Origin of the sequence: Bradyrhizobium sp. USDA 326 (assembly GCF_049739485.1) — a bacterium.
Lineage (GTDB): Bacteria > Pseudomonadota > Alphaproteobacteria > Rhizobiales > Xanthobacteraceae > Bradyrhizobium.
The window spans coordinates 6,430,564-6,447,544 of sequence record NZ_JBMGQA010000001.1 but is presented as its reverse complement, the minus strand read 5'-3'; the positions used below and the strand labels follow the sequence as shown (position 1 = coordinate 6,447,544).

At 65.2% G+C, this 16,981-nt stretch carries 11 protein-coding genes and 1 tRNA gene; 4 read left to right on the top strand and 8 right to left on the bottom strand.

The window, feature by feature from the left end; all coding sequences use genetic code 11:
• The first annotated feature begins 58 nt into the window (after positions 1–58).
• A complete protein-coding gene (locus ABIG06_RS30390; RefSeq protein WP_124160897.1) occupies positions 59–1,750 on the top strand; it encodes a Na/Pi cotransporter family protein in 1,692 nt (563 codons plus the stop codon).
• Between the two features lie 45 nt (positions 1,751–1,795).
• On the opposite strand, the gene ABIG06_RS30385 is transcribed toward ABIG06_RS30390, so the two are convergent.
• From ABIG06_RS30385 to ABIG06_RS30350, 8 genes are all read right to left on the bottom strand, one after another.
• Positions 1,796–2,656, bottom strand: a complete 861-nt coding sequence (locus ABIG06_RS30385; protein ID WP_370139694.1) for a DMT family transporter — start codon at positions 2,654–2,656, stop codon at positions 1,796–1,798.
• Positions 2,657–2,726: 70 nt separating this feature from the next.
• Positions 2,727–3,263, bottom strand: a complete 537-nt coding sequence (locus ABIG06_RS30380) for a TetR/AcrR family transcriptional regulator (protein ID WP_245454520.1) — start codon at positions 3,261–3,263, stop codon at positions 2,727–2,729.
• Between the two features lie 172 nt (positions 3,264–3,435).
• Positions 3,436–3,774 (bottom strand): lipid-A-disaccharide synthase N-terminal domain-containing protein, encoded by a 339-nt coding sequence (locus ABIG06_RS30375; protein WP_124160894.1) that lies wholly within the window; start codon positions 3,772–3,774, stop codon positions 3,436–3,438.
• The gene (locus ABIG06_RS30370; RefSeq protein WP_370139693.1) at positions 3,771–4,505 is read right to left on the bottom strand and encodes a glycosyltransferase family 2 protein; all 735 of its coding nucleotides are present in this window, start codon (positions 4,503–4,505) and stop codon (positions 3,771–3,773) included. Before ABIG06_RS30370 ends, ABIG06_RS30375 begins: the two co-directional genes overlap by 4 nt.
• Before the next feature lie 65 nt (positions 4,506–4,570).
• Positions 4,571–5,416 (bottom strand): phosphatase PAP2 family protein, encoded by an 846-nt coding sequence (locus ABIG06_RS30365; RefSeq protein ID WP_370139692.1) that lies wholly within the window; start codon positions 5,414–5,416, stop codon positions 4,571–4,573.
• A 1-nt stretch (position 5,417) separates the two neighbouring features.
• On the bottom strand, positions 5,418–7,160 hold the full coding sequence (locus ABIG06_RS30360; protein WP_370139691.1) for an ArnT family glycosyltransferase: 1,743 nt from the start codon (positions 7,158–7,160) through the stop codon (positions 5,418–5,420).
• Positions 7,161–7,210: 50 nt separating this feature from the next.
• Entirely contained in the window at positions 7,211–9,346 is a 2,136-nt protein-coding gene (gene pbpC / locus ABIG06_RS30355) for a penicillin-binding protein 1C (RefSeq protein WP_370139690.1), read from the bottom strand.
• An 87-nt stretch (positions 9,347–9,433) separates the two neighbouring features.
• Positions 9,434–14,638, bottom strand: coding sequence for an alpha-2-macroglobulin family protein (locus tag ABIG06_RS30350; protein WP_370139689.1), 5,205 nt, complete (start codon positions 14,636–14,638; stop codon positions 9,434–9,436).
• 394 nt (positions 14,639–15,032) lie between these two features.
• Between ABIG06_RS30350 and ABIG06_RS30345 the strand changes: the two genes are divergently transcribed.
• The 3 genes from ABIG06_RS30345 to ABIG06_RS30335 all read left to right on the top strand — a co-directional run bounded on the left by ABIG06_RS30345 (position 15,033) and on the right by ABIG06_RS30335 (position 16,977).
• Positions 15,033–15,109, top strand: a tRNA-Arg gene (locus tag ABIG06_RS30345).
• A gap of 255 nt (positions 15,110–15,364) precedes the next feature.
• Positions 15,365–16,036 carry a class I SAM-dependent methyltransferase gene (locus ABIG06_RS30340; protein ID WP_370139676.1) on the top strand — a complete coding sequence of 224 codons (672 nt, stop codon included), beginning with the start codon at positions 15,365–15,367 and terminating at the stop codon, positions 16,034–16,036.
• Positions 16,033–16,977 carry a glycosyltransferase family 2 protein gene (locus ABIG06_RS30335; RefSeq protein WP_370139675.1) on the top strand — a complete coding sequence of 315 codons (945 nt, stop codon included), beginning with the start codon at positions 16,033–16,035 and terminating at the stop codon, positions 16,975–16,977. The genes ABIG06_RS30340 and ABIG06_RS30335 overlap by 4 nt, the downstream gene beginning before the upstream one ends.
• Positions 16,978–16,981: the final 4 nt, after the last annotated feature.

Below are 16,981 nucleotides of genomic sequence, written 5' to 3'. Positions count from 1 at the left end.
TTGATCGGCTGCCGTTTGGCGCTAGCCTCACCAATCGACTCCAATCCGGATACGGAGCATGGGAACGTTGGTTCTGCTCGATCTCATGGGCGGCGTTGCACTGTTGTTGTGGGGCCTGCACATGGTCCACAGCGGCATTTTACGTGCCTTCGGTCCCGACCTGCGGCGCCTGCTCGGCAAGGCGCTGAGCAACCGCGCAAGCGCCTTCGCCGCCGGTCTCGGACTCACCGCGCTGCTCCAGAGCAGCACGGCGACGGCGCTGATCACCTCTTCGTTCGCCGCCGAGGGCCTCGTCAGCCTCGCGGCTGCGCTCGCCATCATGTTGGGAGCCAATGTCGGCACGACGCTGATCGTGCAGGTGCTGTCGTTCAACATCGCAGCCGTCGCGCCGGTCCTGTTCGTGCTCGGGCTCGTCGCCTTCCGCTCAGGCCCGCGCTCACGGATCAAGGACATCGGCCGCGTCTGCATCGGCCTTGGCCTGATGCTGCTCTCGCTGCACATCCTCCTCGACACGCTGGCGCCGGCGGAGAACGCCCCCGGGGTCCGCGTCGTGATGTCGGCCATCACGAGCGATCCCATTTTGTGCATCGTCGTCGCCGCCCTCGTCACCTGGGCGGTGCATTCGAGCGTCGCCAGCGTGCTGTTGATCATGTCGCTGGCCTATTCGCAGTTCATCTCGCCCGATGCGGCGCTGGCGCTGGTGCTGGGGGCCAATCTCGGCAGCGCCATCAATCCCGTGTTCGAGGGGGCCAGGCGTGACGATCCGGCGAGCTATCGCCTGCCGGTCGGCAATCTCGTCAACCGCGTGGTCGGGATCGCCCTCGTCCTGCCCTTCTTGAGCGTGATCGCCGAGCACATGCACGCCTGGCAGCCCGACCTCGCCAAGATGACGGCGGCTTTCCACATCGCCTTCAACGTCGGCACGGCCATCGTCTTCATCGGCCTGCTCGACACCATGTCGCGCCTGCTCACCCGCCTTCTGCCGGATCGCGTGCAGGAGGCCGACCCGGCCCGGCCGCGCTATCTCGACGAGACCGCGCTGGAGACACCGTCCCTGGCGCTCGCCGACGCCGCCCGCGAGACGCTGCGCATGGGCGATCTCGTCGAGGTGATGCTGCGCAAGGTGATGGCCGCCATGATGACCGGCGACCGGGCGCTGGTCGACCAGGTCTCCAAGATGGACAATCTCGTCGACGGTCTCGACGAGGCCATCAAGCTCTACGTGACCAAGCTCATGCGGGGAAGCCTCGACGAGAGCGAAGGACGCCGCGCGATGGAGATCATCTCCTTCGCCATCAACCTCGAACATATCGGCGACATCATCGACAAGAGTCTGAGCGAGCTCGCCACCAAGAAGATCAAGCGGCGTTTTCAGTTCTCGGCGGAAGGGGCCGACGAGCTCGCGGCCTTCCACAAGCGCACGATGGACTCGCTGCGTATCGCGTTCGGCGTCTTCATGTCGGGCGACGCCAACGAGGCGCGCAAGCTGCTGGTGGAGAAAACTGCGCTGCGCAACACCGAGCTTGCCGCGGTCGAGCGGCATCTCGACCGCCTCCGCGAGGGCCGCCCCGAAACCATCGAAACGACGTCGCTGCATCTGGACGTGCTACGCGACCTGCGCCGCATCCACTCGCATATCTGCTCGGTCGCCTATCCCGTGCTCGACGCAGCCGGCGAGCCCTACCGTAGAACCGAGGCGGATACGGCCGCCCTGCCCGCGTCAGGCGCGGCGTCGGCGCTGCCGCGATAGGCGGCCCTGCGCCGACTGACGTCTGCACGACTCGAGGCTCGACGATCAGGCTGGTTGGACGCGTGGGCGCATCTGCGTTATGGCGACGCCTGAGATCGCGAGCAGCCCGCCGAGGATCAACTTTGGGCTTATGCGTTCGCCGAGGAAGACAACGCTGCAAGTCAATGCGAACACCGGAAGCAGCAGGCCGAAAGGCGCGACGCGCACCATCGAGCAACGGGCGATCAGCCAGAACCAAAGGCCAAACCCGACAATTCCGCCGATGAAGATCGTATAGGCGAGCGCCAGCCAGCCACGCTCGTCTGCCGTGACAAGGCTCGCCATTTGTCCGGATTCGAGCAGCAACGACATCAGCATGACCTGCGGCACCGTGAACAGCGACGACCAGCCCATCAACATCAGGGGATCAAAAGGGCCGTAGCGTTTCGTCAAGACGTTGGACACAGCAAATGCGAAAGCTGCCCCGACTACAAGCAGCAGCGGAAACGCGTTTGCCGACAGGCCAGGCCCCGCCGCCAGCACGATCACGCCGACGAACGCTAGTCCCACGCCGGCGGACGTGGTTAGAGACGGCCTCTCCGCGAGCAGCGGCCATGCCAACAGAACGGTGAAGGGCGGGGCAAGTTGATAGGCGACGGCAGACATGCTTCCCGAGCCGAGGCCGAGACCAACGTAGAACAGGCCGAAGTTCAATCCACCAAGGAAAAGCGAAATGGCTGCGACAGGCCCGAGTTGCCGACGCTTCGGCCTTTCGACGAACGGAACGAGCAGCAGCGCGATGGCCAGGAAGCGAAGTGCGAGGAAGAAGAGAGGCGGAAACTCCCCCACGCCCACTTTGATGACCACGAATTGATAACCCCAGAGCAAGGGAACGACCACCGCGCAGACAACCTGGATGGCGGACATGGCATCGCTCTTTTCAAGACCATTCGGTCCAGATATTGGCCTGCGAACGGCGGAAGGGTCCATGGTTCGTCTACCTGATGAAGCGGTCGAGAAGAGCGTCGACGGTGGCTTGCGAAATGATCCGGGTCGGCGCCGTCTTACCGACCACCCGCAGTCCTTCGACAAAACAGACGAGAATTCGGGCGGCGCTCGAAGGCTCGACGCCATCGGCGAGTTGGCCCGCTGCCTTCGCACGGGAAAATGCTTCAGCCACCCGAGCCTCCATGGCTTTGAAGAAGTTCCCGATGCGACGATCGACCTCGACGTCACGTCCGGCCAGTTCCATGGCTGTGGCGACCAGCAGGCATCCACGCCGACCATTGGCACCGCTGTTGCGCTCAACGTAGCCGGCAAGATAGGCCCTCAGGCCGTCGACCGGCTCGCTGCGGTGGTCGAGTTCGGTATCCATCCGCGTCAAGGCAATAGCAATGTAGCGATCGAGCGCGCGCAAGAACAGCGAGTGCTTGTCACCAAAAGCAGCGTAAAGGCTGCCACGCGAGAGCTTCGTCGCACGAAGCAGGTCCGGCAGCGCCGTGGCGTGATAGCCGCGCGACCAGAATACGTTCATCGCGCGTTCGACGGCGGCTTCCGTGTCGAAACTCCGGGGGCGGCCACGGGGCAGCTGGACTGGGGCGGGGCGACGCATGGAAATATATGAACCGATCGGTCTTGAAATGGCAAGAGTCGATTGGGTCACATTCACGCGATTTTCAGGGGGAATTCGGAGTCCGGTTTGGGGATCAGCGATCCAGCGTCTTCGACGCGGTGCCGTGATTCTTCCAGATCAGCATGATGTTGCGAAGATAGATGATGGTCGCGAACATCTGGCCCAGGATGATGATGGGCTCCCGCTTCACGATGCCGTAGATCAGGGTCATCACGCCGCCGCCCATCGAGCAGAACCAGAATGCCATCGGCACCACGCTGTTGCCGGCCCGCTCGCTCGCGATCCACTGCACCAGGAATCGGGCCGTGAAGAAGAGTTGCGCGACCAGGCCGAATGCGAGCCAGAAGTCGAACTTGGCGACGAAGACGTCGTAGAAATAGTTGCTGACCGCCTGGCCGTATTGAATGATCATGCCTTCACCTCAGTCACGTCTGGTGTCGGCTTCTTGCGGCGGATCAGCCACCACACGCCGGCGAGATCCATGATCCCGATCCATAGCCGGTCGAAAAAGCCGTAGTTCGAAACTCCGGAGTGGCGCGGTCGGTCGATCACGTCGACATAGGCGATCTCGTAGCCCTCTCGGCGCACCAGCGCCGGCAGGAAGCGATGCAGCCCGTCGAAATAAGGCAGCATCAGGAAGACGTCACGCCGAAACGCCTTCAGTCCGCAGCCGGTGTCGCGCGTGCCGTCCTTCAGGATGGCGTTGCGAACGCCGTTCGCCACGCGCGACTGGAACTTCTTGAAGCCGGTGTCCTTGCGTCCGACCCGCTGGCCGGCGGCGAGCCCGACGCGCGGGCTTTTCTCGACCGCCGCGATCAGGTCCGGCAGGAAGGCGGGATTGTTCTGGCCGTCGCCGTCGAGCGTCGCCACGATGTCCGCGCGCGCCGCACGCACACCACTGCGCACGGCCGCCGATTGGCCTCCCGACCGCGCATGGCGGAGCTGACGCAGATTGCTCCGCTGCTTCATGATGGCGGCAAGCCGCTCGCCGGTCGCATCGGTGGAGCCGTCATTGACGTAGATGATCTCATAGGCCCAGCGTCCATCGAGCGCCGCACCGATCTCCGCGATCAGCGGCGCAATATTATCGGCTTCGTTGCGCACGGGAACGACGATGGAAACCGAAGGTTGGGACGTCGACAAAGGAGGCTCGTGGTTGGATTTGGCCTGCGCCTTGGGGAACCGGCGGTCCCGGCAGGCAGCCGCTTTTATGGGGCGGATGCCCCGTGGGCAACCCTTTTGAGGCGGCCCCAGGCCGCTCCCGGAAGAGGCACGATGGTGCCGTCGGCGCGGACCGCAAAGCCGAGCCGTCGGGCCGCGAACCAGTAGCGGACCGCCATGGCGCCGACCATCCCGACCAGGGCGCCGGCCACCACGTCGCTCGGGTGATGGGCGAGCAGCACCAGCCGTGTCAGCAGGATCACGATCGCGTAAGTGAACATGAACACGCGCAGGCGCGGCCACAATGCCGACACGGCAAACGCCAGGGCGAACGCTGCCACTGCATGTCCCGACGGCAGGCTGGCATGGGCCCCGGTCCCCTCGAACGGTATGAAGTTGAACGGATTGGCCTTGCCGCCGACGAACGGACGTCCGCGGCCGATGAGATATTTCAGGATCTCGGCAACGAACGCCGACACGGCAACGGACAGAAATATGTATTGAAGCCGCGTGCCGAAGCCGAGCAGCAGTGCGCGGCGAGTCCCGTGCAACCCTGCCGCAACGAACGCCACGGCCACCAGCGCAGCCCCTAGCACGATCAGCAGGTACTCGTCCTTGCCGAAGTCGGTGAGGATGCGGATCGGCCACAGGCTTGGTGTGCCGCGCGGCGGCATCAACTCGATCTCGGCCTGATCGAACCCGACCATCAGCACGATGACCAGCGCTGCGCCCGCTATGCTGAGCCAGAGCGAGTGCCGCGCCAGCTTTCGGGCCGCCTCGGCCCGGCGCGAATGCGAGGGCGACCGCACGAGTTGCGCCAGCGCGCCCCGGGACACGGCGAGCAATTGCGCGGGATAGCCGGCACGCGGCGCAATGTCGGTCGGCGCCCGCATCCTATTCGGTGCCTTCCGAGCGGAAGATCGAGATCGAGATCGCGCGCCCTTGCGAGAAGTTGTAGCCGTCGATGCGCGTACCCACCTTGTAGCGCAGCCCGATCGCCTCGGCGCGCTGCACGAAGCTGCGCTCCGAGCGCTGCTCGATCAGCGCGAAGCGGCAACTCCCCTGCCGCAGGAAATCCGCTGCACCGGAGCCGTCGGTGAGCAAGGTCTTGGTGCCGACCAGGAAGACGAGGCTCGGCTCGTGATAGCCGGCCGCAGCCGCCTTCGGTCCGACGCAGGTGACGTTGCGAAGCGCGCGTGCGATCTCGATGCTGGGAAACAGCGGCGTCAGCGACGGCAGCACGATGCCGTAGACCGTCACCGCCAGCATGAGGGCTGCGACCAGCGCGTTGAGCAGCGAGCGCTCGGCGCGATTGTTGTCGTAGAGCCACCAGGCGAACAGGCCGAAGATCAGCGAGGCCGCGATGAACGGCCAGGCCACGAAGGCCGGCTGCCGCGTCAGCATCACCGCGCCGACGACTGCGGTGATCGAGGCGGCTGCGGGGATCGCGAACCACCAGGCCGAACCGCGCATCAACCAGGAACGCGACAGCACACGCCGCTCCACCGCGCCTGCGGTGAGGATCGCGATCGCCGGATAGAGCGGCAGCACGTAATGCGGCAGCTTGGTCAGCACCGCCTCGAACACGATCCAGGACGGAATCAGCCAGGCGAGCAGGAACTGCGCGCCGGGCTCACGCCGCGCCCGCCACACCGCGGGCGCCGCCATCGCCGCAAGCGGCGCGCCGGGCCAGAACGTGATCCAGAACAACGCGAGGTACAGTCCGGGCGGCGCGCCATGGGATTCCTGGGCCCCCAACTTGCTCAGCATGTCGCCGCCGACGGAATCGGCGAAGAAGGTATCGCCCGCTCGCCAGAAGATCGCGACGAACCAGGGCAGCACCAACACCAGCATCCACATCAGCCCCCAGAGCGGCCGCAGCTTCCACAGCCAGGAGGCATCGCGATCCTGGATCGCAAGCACGACGATGGTGAGGCCTGCGAACATCAGGATCAGCGGGCCCTTGATCAGGATGCCGACAGCGAGCGCGGTCCAGAAGATCGCGGGCCAGCTCCAGGGCGGACGCGTCTCGTCCTCGGCGCGCTGCCAGGACAGATAGGCCCGCGCCATCGCGCCCATCGCGGCGACGACGCAGAACAGCAGCATGGCATCGGTCTTTGCCAGCCGCGCCTCGACGCCGAGCAGCACGGAGGCGCACATCATCAGCGCCGCCAGCACCGCGGCGCGCCGCGTGACGAAGCCGAGCGCGGCCCAATAGGTCATGAGGACGGCCCCGATCGCGCCCATCAGCGACGGCAGCCGGTAGACCCAGATGCGCAATTCGGCCTTCGGCAGCTTGAGCATCGACGCGGCTTCGACGGTCGCCGATTGCAACCAGTAGATGCCGACCGGCTTCTTGTAGCGGACGTCCTCCTGGAAGCGGATATCGACGTAGTCGCCGCTCTCGACCATCTGCTTGGTGGCCTGGGCGAACCGCGCTTCGTCGCGATCGATCGGCGGGATGGTGAAGAATCCCGGCAGAAACAGCAGCAGCGCGCACAGCACCAGGAAGCCGACCGCGCGCGCATGGCTGGCCGTGACGATGTCGAGCATGCGCACGAGTCCACTGCCCGGATTTGCGGGTGATTTCGACTCGCGGGGTGCTCCAAAACGGGGGCTTGGGTAGGTCTCGGCCATTGGTTCCGCTTACGCTGAAACCGCCATCGCCACAACCGCTTGAGGCAGGGTCATTGAATTCGAATGACGACTGTGTCCGCCGCGCCAGTGGCGTCGATCACGGTGACCCGGGCGAAGCCCGGTCCGGGCGGATCGATCAGCCGCTGACGGCGGCCGTCGATCTCGCCTAGCGCGGTGCCGTTAACCATGACGGTCATGGGCAGTACGCCGCCGGCGACCTTGACCGGCACGGCTGCGTTCTCCCGGCTGCCTGATCGATCGACATCGATCCGCGAGCCGTTCAGCGGAAACTGAATGTGCAGCGCCTGATCGCTGCCGGTCCGCACCAGTTCCCCGACCGGGCGGAACCGCTTCAGGGGCACCGGCAGCTTGGTGTTGCCTGCCACCAGGGTTCCCCTGGGCGCCTTCGGCAACGGGGCGAGCGTCTTGCCGGTCCTGGCAAAGGCGTCGAACAATATCGGCGCGGCAGCGACGCGCCCGATCAGCCCGGGAACCGGGGCGCCGTCGGGCCGGCCGACCCAGACGCCGATGGTCATGCGGCCATCGAAGCCGACCGACCAGGCGTCGCGATAGCCGTAGGACGTCCCGGTCTTGAACGCGATCCGGTTGTGGGCAGCGTTTTCCGGCGGCGGCGTTCCCAGCAGCACGTTGCCGACCTGCCAGGCCGCGACCTGATCGAGCAGCCGAAGCGGCTCGCGATCGTCCCGATCAGTCACGACCTCGCGCAGTGGCTTGGTGGTGCCGAGGCGGGCGAAGCCCGCATAGAGCTGGGCGAGATCCTGGAGTGTCACGCCGACCCCGCCGAGCCCCATGGCGAGTCCTGGCGCCTCGTCCCTGGGCAGAATCAGGTTGCCGCCTGCCTGACGCAGCCGCGACGCCAACCGACTGGAGCCGACGCGGTCGAGCAGCGCGATGGCCGGCACGTTCAGCGACAATTGCAGCGCCTTCCTCACCGGTACCGTGCCCTGGAAGGTCATGTCGAAATTCTCCGGCGCATAGGAGCCGAAGCGGACCGGCCGGTCGTCGATCAGGCTGTCGGGATGGACAAAGCCGTCCTCGAAGGCGAGCCCGTAGATGAACGGCTTGAGTGTCGAGCCCGGCGACCGGATCGCGTGGGTCATATCGACCTGCCCTGCCCGGCTCTCGTCGAAATAATCCGCCGAGCCGACGCGCGCGAGCACGTCGCCGCTTTCGTTGTCGACGACGATAATCCCGACCGAGATGTTCGGCCCGAGCGCGATGGCGCGGTCGCGCGCCAGCGGCTCCAGCACCTTCTGCAAGCTCGCATCGAGCGTCAGCTTGATGACCGGCGTGTTCTTGACCGTCGAAAGCGCGCTATCGGAGGCATGCGGGGCCAGGATCGGCATCGGCTTGCGCAGCTTCGGTACCGGCACGGCCTTGGCCTGGGTTGCGTCCTCAGCGCTGACCACGTGCTCCTCGACCATGCGGTCGAGCACGCGGTCGCGCGCCTTGCGCGCCGCGTCCGGATAGCGGTCGAGCCGGCGGGTTTCGGGCGATTGCGGCAACGCGACCAGCAGCGCGGCCTCCGCCAGCGACAGCCGCTTCGGCTCCTTGCCGAGATAGGCGATGGAGGCCGCACGGATGCCTTCGAGATTGCCGCCGTAAGGGGCGAGCGAGAGATAGAGATCGAGGATCTCCTCCTTGCTCAGCGTCCGCTCCAGCTCGATCGCGCGCACGATCTGCCGCAGCTTCGCATGAAGCGAGCGCTGCCGCCGCGGCTCCATCAGCCGCGCGAGCTGCATGGTGATGGTCGAGCCGCCCGAGACGATGTGGCCGCGCGTTCCGAGCTGCAACGCGGCGCGCCCCAGCGCCAGCGGGTCGAGGCCATTGTGGGCGTAGAAGCGCTGGTCCTCGTAGGCGAACAGCAGTTTCAGATAAGTCGGATCGACATTTGCCTTTGTCTCGATCGGCAGCCGCCAGCGTCCGTCCGCCATGGCATAGGCGCGCAGCAGCTTGCCGTTGCGGTCGACGATGGTCGTGGAGATTTGCCGAGCCTCGTCGAGCGGGAGAGGACCGAGCGAGTAGACCCAGCCGACGAAACCGATGACGGCGAGGATGAAGGCGAGTGCGACGGCTGAGAGGGCACGAAGGCCCCTGCCCCGCACTCCGTCATGGCCGGGCTTGTCCCGGCCAACCGCGTTTTTGCCAGCGGCGCCCAAGTCCATGGATGCCCGGGACAAGCCCGGGTCTGACGACTGAGAATGTGACGCCACGTCGCTCATACAATCCCGCTTACGTTCGAACCCACCACCTCACTTCGCCGTCCGCACCTCGACGCTTCCCGTGCCGGTCCGCCCATAGCGCGAGGGATTATACATATCCTCGACATAGGCTTGCGGCAGCACATATTTGCCGGGCGAGACCGCACGCACGACATAGGCGACGGTGAAGACCGATTTGGAATCCGAAGCGCGGTCGATCGCCGCGGTGAACCGGTCGTCACGGAACTCGGTATCCTCCGGCTCCTCGCCATCCTCGATCCAGTCCAGCGTGCCGCTGTCGCCCGACGAGACCAGCTTTGGATTGTCGATCTCGAGACCGGCCGGCAGATAGTCCGACACCATGATGTGGCCGTACTCAGGCTTGGCCTCGGTGATCTTCAGCACCACCGCAAAGCGCTGGTTCTGCTTGACCTTGCTGATATCGGCGGGCTTGCCGTCGAGCGTGTAGTAACCGCGCTCGATCTTGAAGCCGTTGGACGCCGCCGGCTCCGGCGTTACCGGCGAGCCCGACACCGAGACCACCGCCTGTATCGGCGCATCGCCGGTGTTCGTGATCTTCAGCGGCTTGCCGTCCAGCGTCGCAGCCTCGTAGCTGCGATAGAGCGCGGTCTTGACCGGCTGGCCGTCCACCTCGATCGAGAGGTTCTCCTTGGCGAGCGCCCGCGCCGCCAGCACCAGCCACGCGTTCTCCTGCGTGGAGGTGTAGGGCGTCAGGCCGCGCGCGGTCTCGACCCGCGACACTGCCTGCGTCAACGTCGCCTTCGGCGCGTTGCCTTCGCTGGCGAGCGAGACCAGCGCTGCGGCATCGCGGAGCTGCGAGCCGTAATCGGTGCGGCCGAACTCCAACACCGGCTTGGGCGCGAGGCTGTCGAGCGCGGCACCATACACCCGCTCGGCGCGGTTGCGGTCGCCGACCAGCGCCAGCGCTGCCGCAAGCTGCGACTTCGCAATCGGTGTCGCGAGGTTGTTCAGCTTGGTGTCGGCGAGATAACGGAGGTCACCGATCGGCGCCGCGCCATTGCGTGCGAGCACGTAGAGGCCATAGGCGAGATCGCGGCCGCCGTCCTTCTCGGGCTCGTTGGCATTGACCACGGAGTTGCGGATGCGATCAAGCGCGTTCTTGAACAGCACGTCCGGCACCACAAAGCCCTTTTCGCGGGCGCGGGTGAGGAAGTCCGTCACGTAAGCATCGAGCCAGGCATCGTCGCCGCCCGCCGACCACAGGCCGAACGAGCCGTTCGAGCCCTGGCGGGCCAGCAACCGCTCGATCGCGTCGCGGATGCGCTGGTCGACCTCGGTGTCCATCGCGAGATGCGCGCCGGCGGCGAGATCGTTGACATAGAGCAGCGGCATGGCCCGGCTCGTGATCTGCTCCGAGCAGCCATAGGGATAGCGATCGAGCGCTTTGAGGATCGTCGCAGCATCGAGCGCAGTGGACAGGCTGGCCGAGACCGAGACGCTGCCGGTGCCCGGCACGAGATCGGAGAACATGTCCGAGGTCAGCGTCAGGCTCTCGCCTTTCGCTAGCGTACGGATCGAGCGCCGTGCCAGCACCTGCGTCGCCGGCTTGACGCCGAAGGCGTAGTGGCGCGCCAGCGCGAGGCCATTCGGCCCCTTGATGTCGACGTCGAGGGTCGCCTGCCCCGCCGCAGTCGCATCGAGCGCGAGCGAGAACGCGTTGCGCTGCTTGGCGGCGAGCTTCACGGTGGTCGCGGGATTGCCGGTCATCTTCACCGGGCCGTCCGTCTTCACGTTGATGACGTAGTCGCCAGCCTCGCCCTCGACATTGTCGATCTCGAGATTGACCGTGCCGTGGTCGCCATTGAGCAGGAACCTCGGCAGGGTCGTGGTCAGCACCACGGGATCGCGGATCACGACGTCGGTGTTGGCGCGGCCGAGCTTCGTGGCGGTCCACGCCACGGCCATCACGCGCGCGGTGCCGGCGAACTCCGGGATGTCGAAGCTCACTTCGGCCGTGCCGTCAGCGGCGACCGTGACGATGCTCGAATACAGGGCCAGCGGCTTTTGCGTGGGCGGCGAGCCCTGGAGCTCACCTGCACCGGCGTCGCCGCCGGACTTGATCTGGCCACGCGTGCCCGACATGCCGTCGATCAGCTGGCCGTAAAGGTCGCGGATCTCTGCGCTCAGGCGCCGCTGACCGAGATAATAATCGTCCGGTGCCGGCGGCTTGTAATTGGTGAGGTTGAGAATGCCGACATCCACCGCAGCGATGACGACCTTGGCGTCCTCGCCCGGATTGAGCCCGTCGAGCTTGACCGGAATCTTCAGCGACGAATTCGGTCGGATCAGCGCCGGCGGCGTCAGCTTCACTTGCAGCGTGCGGGCCTGCTTGTCGATGCCGAACCATTTCAGCCCGATCGCCCGTCCCGGCATGCGCTGGGCAGCTGCATCGAGCGGACGGCGCAGCGTCGCCACCACATAGGCGCCGGTGCCCCAGTCCTTGCCGACCGGGAGCTTCACCTGCGCGGTGCCTTCCTTGACGTCGATCGTCTGGGTCGTCAGCAGGCGGTCACCGAGCACGTTGATGGTCAGCTTGCCCGCGCTACGGACGTTGACCGACACCGTCATGGTGTCACCGGAGGCGTATTGCGGCTTGTCGATCGAGGTCTCCAACAGGTCCGGCGTGTCCGCGCTGCCGTCGGAATACCAGCCGACGTCGAACTGCACCGAGGTCGCCGGGCCGTCGGCGTCGTTGGACTTGACGTCGAGCCTGTAACGGCCGGGCTGGGGGCTGAGCGAGATGCGCGACGGCTTGTCGGCCGCGATCGTGACGTCACCGTCGGCGATGCGCGAGGTCGACTTGACCGGCTCGTACTCCCAATAATTGTTCTGGCGGTACCACTGGTAGCGCGACTCCATCTTCAGGAGTTCGTAGCGCAGGCCGTCGCGGGGCAGCGTCTTGCCCTCGGGGGAGACGAACACGATTTCGAACTCGGCCTTGTCGCCCTCGGCGACGTTCTTGTCACCGAACAGGGGCTTGATGCCGATTTGCGCCGCCGCGGGCGCGACCGGCAGCACGATCTTGCGTTCGACGGCGCGGCCGCCGGTCTCGACCATGCGGACGAAGATCTGCGCCTCCTGCGGCCGCGTCGAGGCCGGCTGCTTGTCCAGCGTCACCGGGAAGGTCGCGACGCCATTGGCATCGGCCTCGGGCAGGTTCTCCAGCGGCGTGCGCTCGTTCGAGGTGGTCTCCTCGTCATTGACGCCGAACTGATAGCCGGCGAAGCCGGGGCGTTCGCTCGCAGGCGCCACCAGCATGTCGCCTTCGAGCTGGAGGCCGGAGGCCGGCGCGCCATAGAGAAAATGGCCGTTCGCCTTGAGCTCCACTGGAGCATTAGCTTTGATCAGCTTGTCATTGGCAGACAAGTCAAATTCGATCCGGTCGGGGACGTAATCCTCGACCATGAAGGTGGTCTCGCCGACGGACGATCCCTTCGGATCGGTGAAGGCGCGAACCCGCCACGTACCGGTGGGGACGGCCGAGTTGAGGGGTACGGCCAGCGTTCGGCCGCCGGCGCCCTGGTCGGCCAGCACGGCGCGGCGGAATTCGACGCCGTCAGGACGCTCGATCACCAGCGTCATCGGCCCGCCGGTGACGGCATTGCCCTGGCCGTCGCGCAACAGTGCGGTCAGATAGACGGTCTCGCTGGAGCGGTAGACGCCGCGCTCGGCATAAACGAACGCGTCGGCGCCGGCCGGCACCGCACGACCCGAAACGCCACGGTCGGACAGATCGAAGGCGGAGGATTTGAGGTTGAGGAAGGCATAGTCGGCCTTCTCGCCGGTGACGGTGAGCATTGCCGGCGACAGCCCACCCTCGCCGCGCGCGAGGCCGGCCTCGAACAGCACGTGGCCGCTGTCGTCGGTCCTGCGGGTGGCCAAAATCTCGTTGTTGCGGGCGACCAGCCGCACCTCGGCCTTGCCGACCGGATCGGTCGAGGCCAGCGAGTTGACGAAGACATGGATGCCGTCATTGCCTGAATAAGCGGAGACGCCGAGGTCGGAGACGATGAACCATTGCGTCGCGAGCTGGTACTCGTCGTCCGAGCCGGGGCCCTTGGCCGCGGCCGTCATTACGTAGACGCCGGGCTGGAGCTCGCCGAGCGCCTGGTCCACCGGGAATGCGGTGGTGACATCCTGGTTCAGCGTCATCGCGGTCGCGAGCTCGCCGGACCAGACCTTGACGCCGCGCTGGTCGCCGAGCTCGGAGAGCTGGTATGTCGATAGCGTCCTCTGGAAGTCGCTGTCGACCACCGTGTTGATCAGATTGCGGTCGCCGATCCGGAAGACGTTGATGTTGACTGCGGGCGTGTTGACGCTGACCACGGGAATGCCGCGCTGGCCGGTCCGCGGCAGCACATAGGCGCGGCTGGTGAAGCGCACGAAGGGTTTGCGGTCGCGGACATAGACGTTGAACTCGGCCGATTTCGGCAGGCCCTCCTTCACCGTGGACGGCAGGCCGGCGCGCAGATTGATGTTGTAGCGCTCGCCGTGCTTCAGCCCGTCGACGCAGAGCTGCTTGCCTTCTGCCGACAGCGCCGGCTTGTCCTGCCCCGCCAGCGCCAGGAACGGCGCGAAGTCGGTCCGTTTGGCAAGCTCTTCCGAGAACTGGAAGCAGGCGCGCGGGCTGGCCGAATCCGAGTCCACGGTATAGTCGAGCAGCCGGAAGCCGTGCTCGTCGCGCATCTTCTCATACTGGCCGCGGACGTCGGCGACCTCACGCATGTCGAGCGACAGCCGCAATGCATCCAGCGCCGGCCGCCACAGTTTTCGTTCGGCCAGCGACTTGCCGAGCACGGCGAGCGCGTCGGCCTCCTCGCCCGGGTTTCCGGCGCGCTGATAGGCGATATAGGCGGCGGTCGAGGCGCGCTCGAGCAGGAAGGTCTGCTCGCTCGAGCTCTTCGGCGAGATCTGGAAGATGACCTTGGCAAGCCGCAGCCAGTTGCCGGCGTCGTCCGGCGCGGTGGCCGCGATCTGGCCGAGCACCGAGAGGCCGGTGCGGACATCGTTGCGCCGGAAGGCGGCGTCGGCGTCCGTGCGCAGCGTCGCGCCGCTCTTGGCGACCGGCCCCGCCTCGCTCTTGATCTGGGCCTCGAGCTTGATGGCGGAATCGGCGAGATCGTCGCGTTTGAACGCCTTGTCCGCAGCCTGCGCGGCGGCAAGGCCGAACGCCAGCGTGGCGCAGAGTGTGACGGCGCGAACCAGACCGATCATGATAGACTCCCGGATATCGCAGCGAACGCCGCGGTCAGATGAAATGCGCGGAAAGGTGACGGACTCAAGGCCATGGAACCAGAAGTGCAAAAACCAGCATTGCGCCATGACAAGCCCAAACAGACCGACAAGCATCGCCCCGCACGCCGCCCTGATGGCGCGGCAACACCCAGCCGGTCGACCGGCGGCCGTGTCACGGAAGCTCTTCAGCGGTCCCGGCGATGTGATCCATCGTCCAGTCCGCTGCCGCCCAACCCGGCACCCTGACACCTCACCGTTCCGCTTTGTCGCCGCATTGAGGAAAACGGTTCGGTTCAGGCTTGGCGAAACACGAGATTTTTCATATTGGCATGTTAGATGAACGGCCGGCCGCCCAGACCGGCCCGCTCAAGACGGTCCCGTAGCTCAACTGGATAGAGTAGCGGATTTCTACTCCGCGGGTTGCAGGTTCGAGTCCTGCCGGGATCGCCAGCCACTTTTTTGATTGAACTCGTGAGCTGTCGAAGCGATCCTGCTGCTGCAGGCAGTTGAAGCCGGGCGGCCGGGTTGCCTCCTTGTGAAGGGTGAGGTTTATGCGTCTGACCTAAGGTCAGCGGCCAGGCTCGACGGGCTTGGCCCCATATAGTATGCGTTAGAAAATCACCACACGTCCAGGATGCGAGAATGAGTGAGGCCCGGCTAGCGTCCGTACCTGCCCTTAAGGGTGCGGAGACATATTCGTCCGCGATGGCTGACGCGAAGAACTATATCTCGTGGATTCTCGCCTCGTTCTCGGAATACCTTGCCGCACCGGTGCTCGAAATCGGCGTTGGACACGGTAGCTATGCCAGTGTGCTGCGCGACTACGGCGACTATATCGGTATCGATATCGATCCTGCTTCGGTGGAGGAAGGACGCCAGCGGTTTCCCGGTCTCGATCTGCGCGTTTCAGACATCACGCGTCCTGAATTTGTGGCGCTTGCCAATGAGCGCAAGGTGAAAACGATTGTGTGCCTGAACGTGATCGAGCACATCGAGGACGATGGCAAGGCGGTCACCAATCTCGCCCGGGCCCTTCAGCCCGGCGGCCATCTCCTCGTGATCGTTCCGGCTCTGGAACTCCTTTTCAACGATCTGGACCGCATGGCGGGCCATCACCGCCGCTATAGCCGCGCCGAAATGCGATCGCGGCTTACCGATGCGGGGCTCGAGATCGTTCGCTGCGACTACTTCAATTCGATAGGCGGACTTGGCTGGCTCGCCAATCGCGCGCTTCGCCACGGCTCGCTGAATGACAAGGCAGTCAATTCGCAGATACGCCTGTTCGACAAATGGCTGGTTCCGCTCTCACGCCTCGCCGACCCCGCAACGAGGAAGGTCTTTGGACAGTCGGTCATTGCGGTGGGCCGCAAGCGATGATCTCGATCGTCATACCTGCCCTCAACGAACAGGATGAGATCGGCAGGACCATCGCCCGCCTGCGACAGGTACTGTCCAAGGGTGCAATCGGCGCTTACGAAATCGTGGTGGTCGATGACGGCTCTTGCGACGAGACTGCGGCTCGGGCCGAGGCTGCCGGAGCGCGGGTGCTGCGTCATCCTCACAACGTCGGCTATGGCCGATCGCTGAAGGACGGGATTCGGGCCGCCCGCTACGACACGATCATCATCAACGATGCCGATGGGACCTACCCGGTCGAAGCCATTCCGGATCTGCTTGAGCGGTACGGCCAAGGCTACGACATGGTCGTGGGCGCGCGCAGTGGCAAGCACTACCGCGAATCGCTGATCAAAATGCCGTTGCGGCGGGTGCTGCGCTTCCTCGTCGAATTCACCGCGGGACGCTCCATCCCGGACATAAACTCCGGTCTTCGCGTGTTCCAGCGATCGAGCGCGCTGGAGTACTTCGACCATCTCTGCGACACCTTTAGTTTCACCACGTCGATGACGCTGGCGTACATGATGACCGGGAAGTTCGTGGCGTATATCCCGATCGAATATCACAAGCGGGTGGGAAAATCGAAGGTCAGGCTGTTACGCGACTCGATGAAGACACTTCAGTACATCGTGGAAGCGGCGATCTACTACAATCCGCTGAAAATGTTCGCGCTGATGGCGTGCATCGTGCTGGTATCCTCCTTTGTCAGCTTTGCTCTCGCGCTGATCGCGAAGCTCAACGTATTCTTCTTCGTCGGCGTCGGCGGCATCATTTCGTCTGTCATCATCTTCTCGCTCGGATTACTGGCGGTGTTGCTCCGCCAGATTATGGTCAAGTCATCGCGAATCGAGCGGGAGAATTACGAGCCCGTCGCCCACGACGAAGCGCCACCGCTTCGCGAGAACCGCATGACGCGCGTCTGAGGCA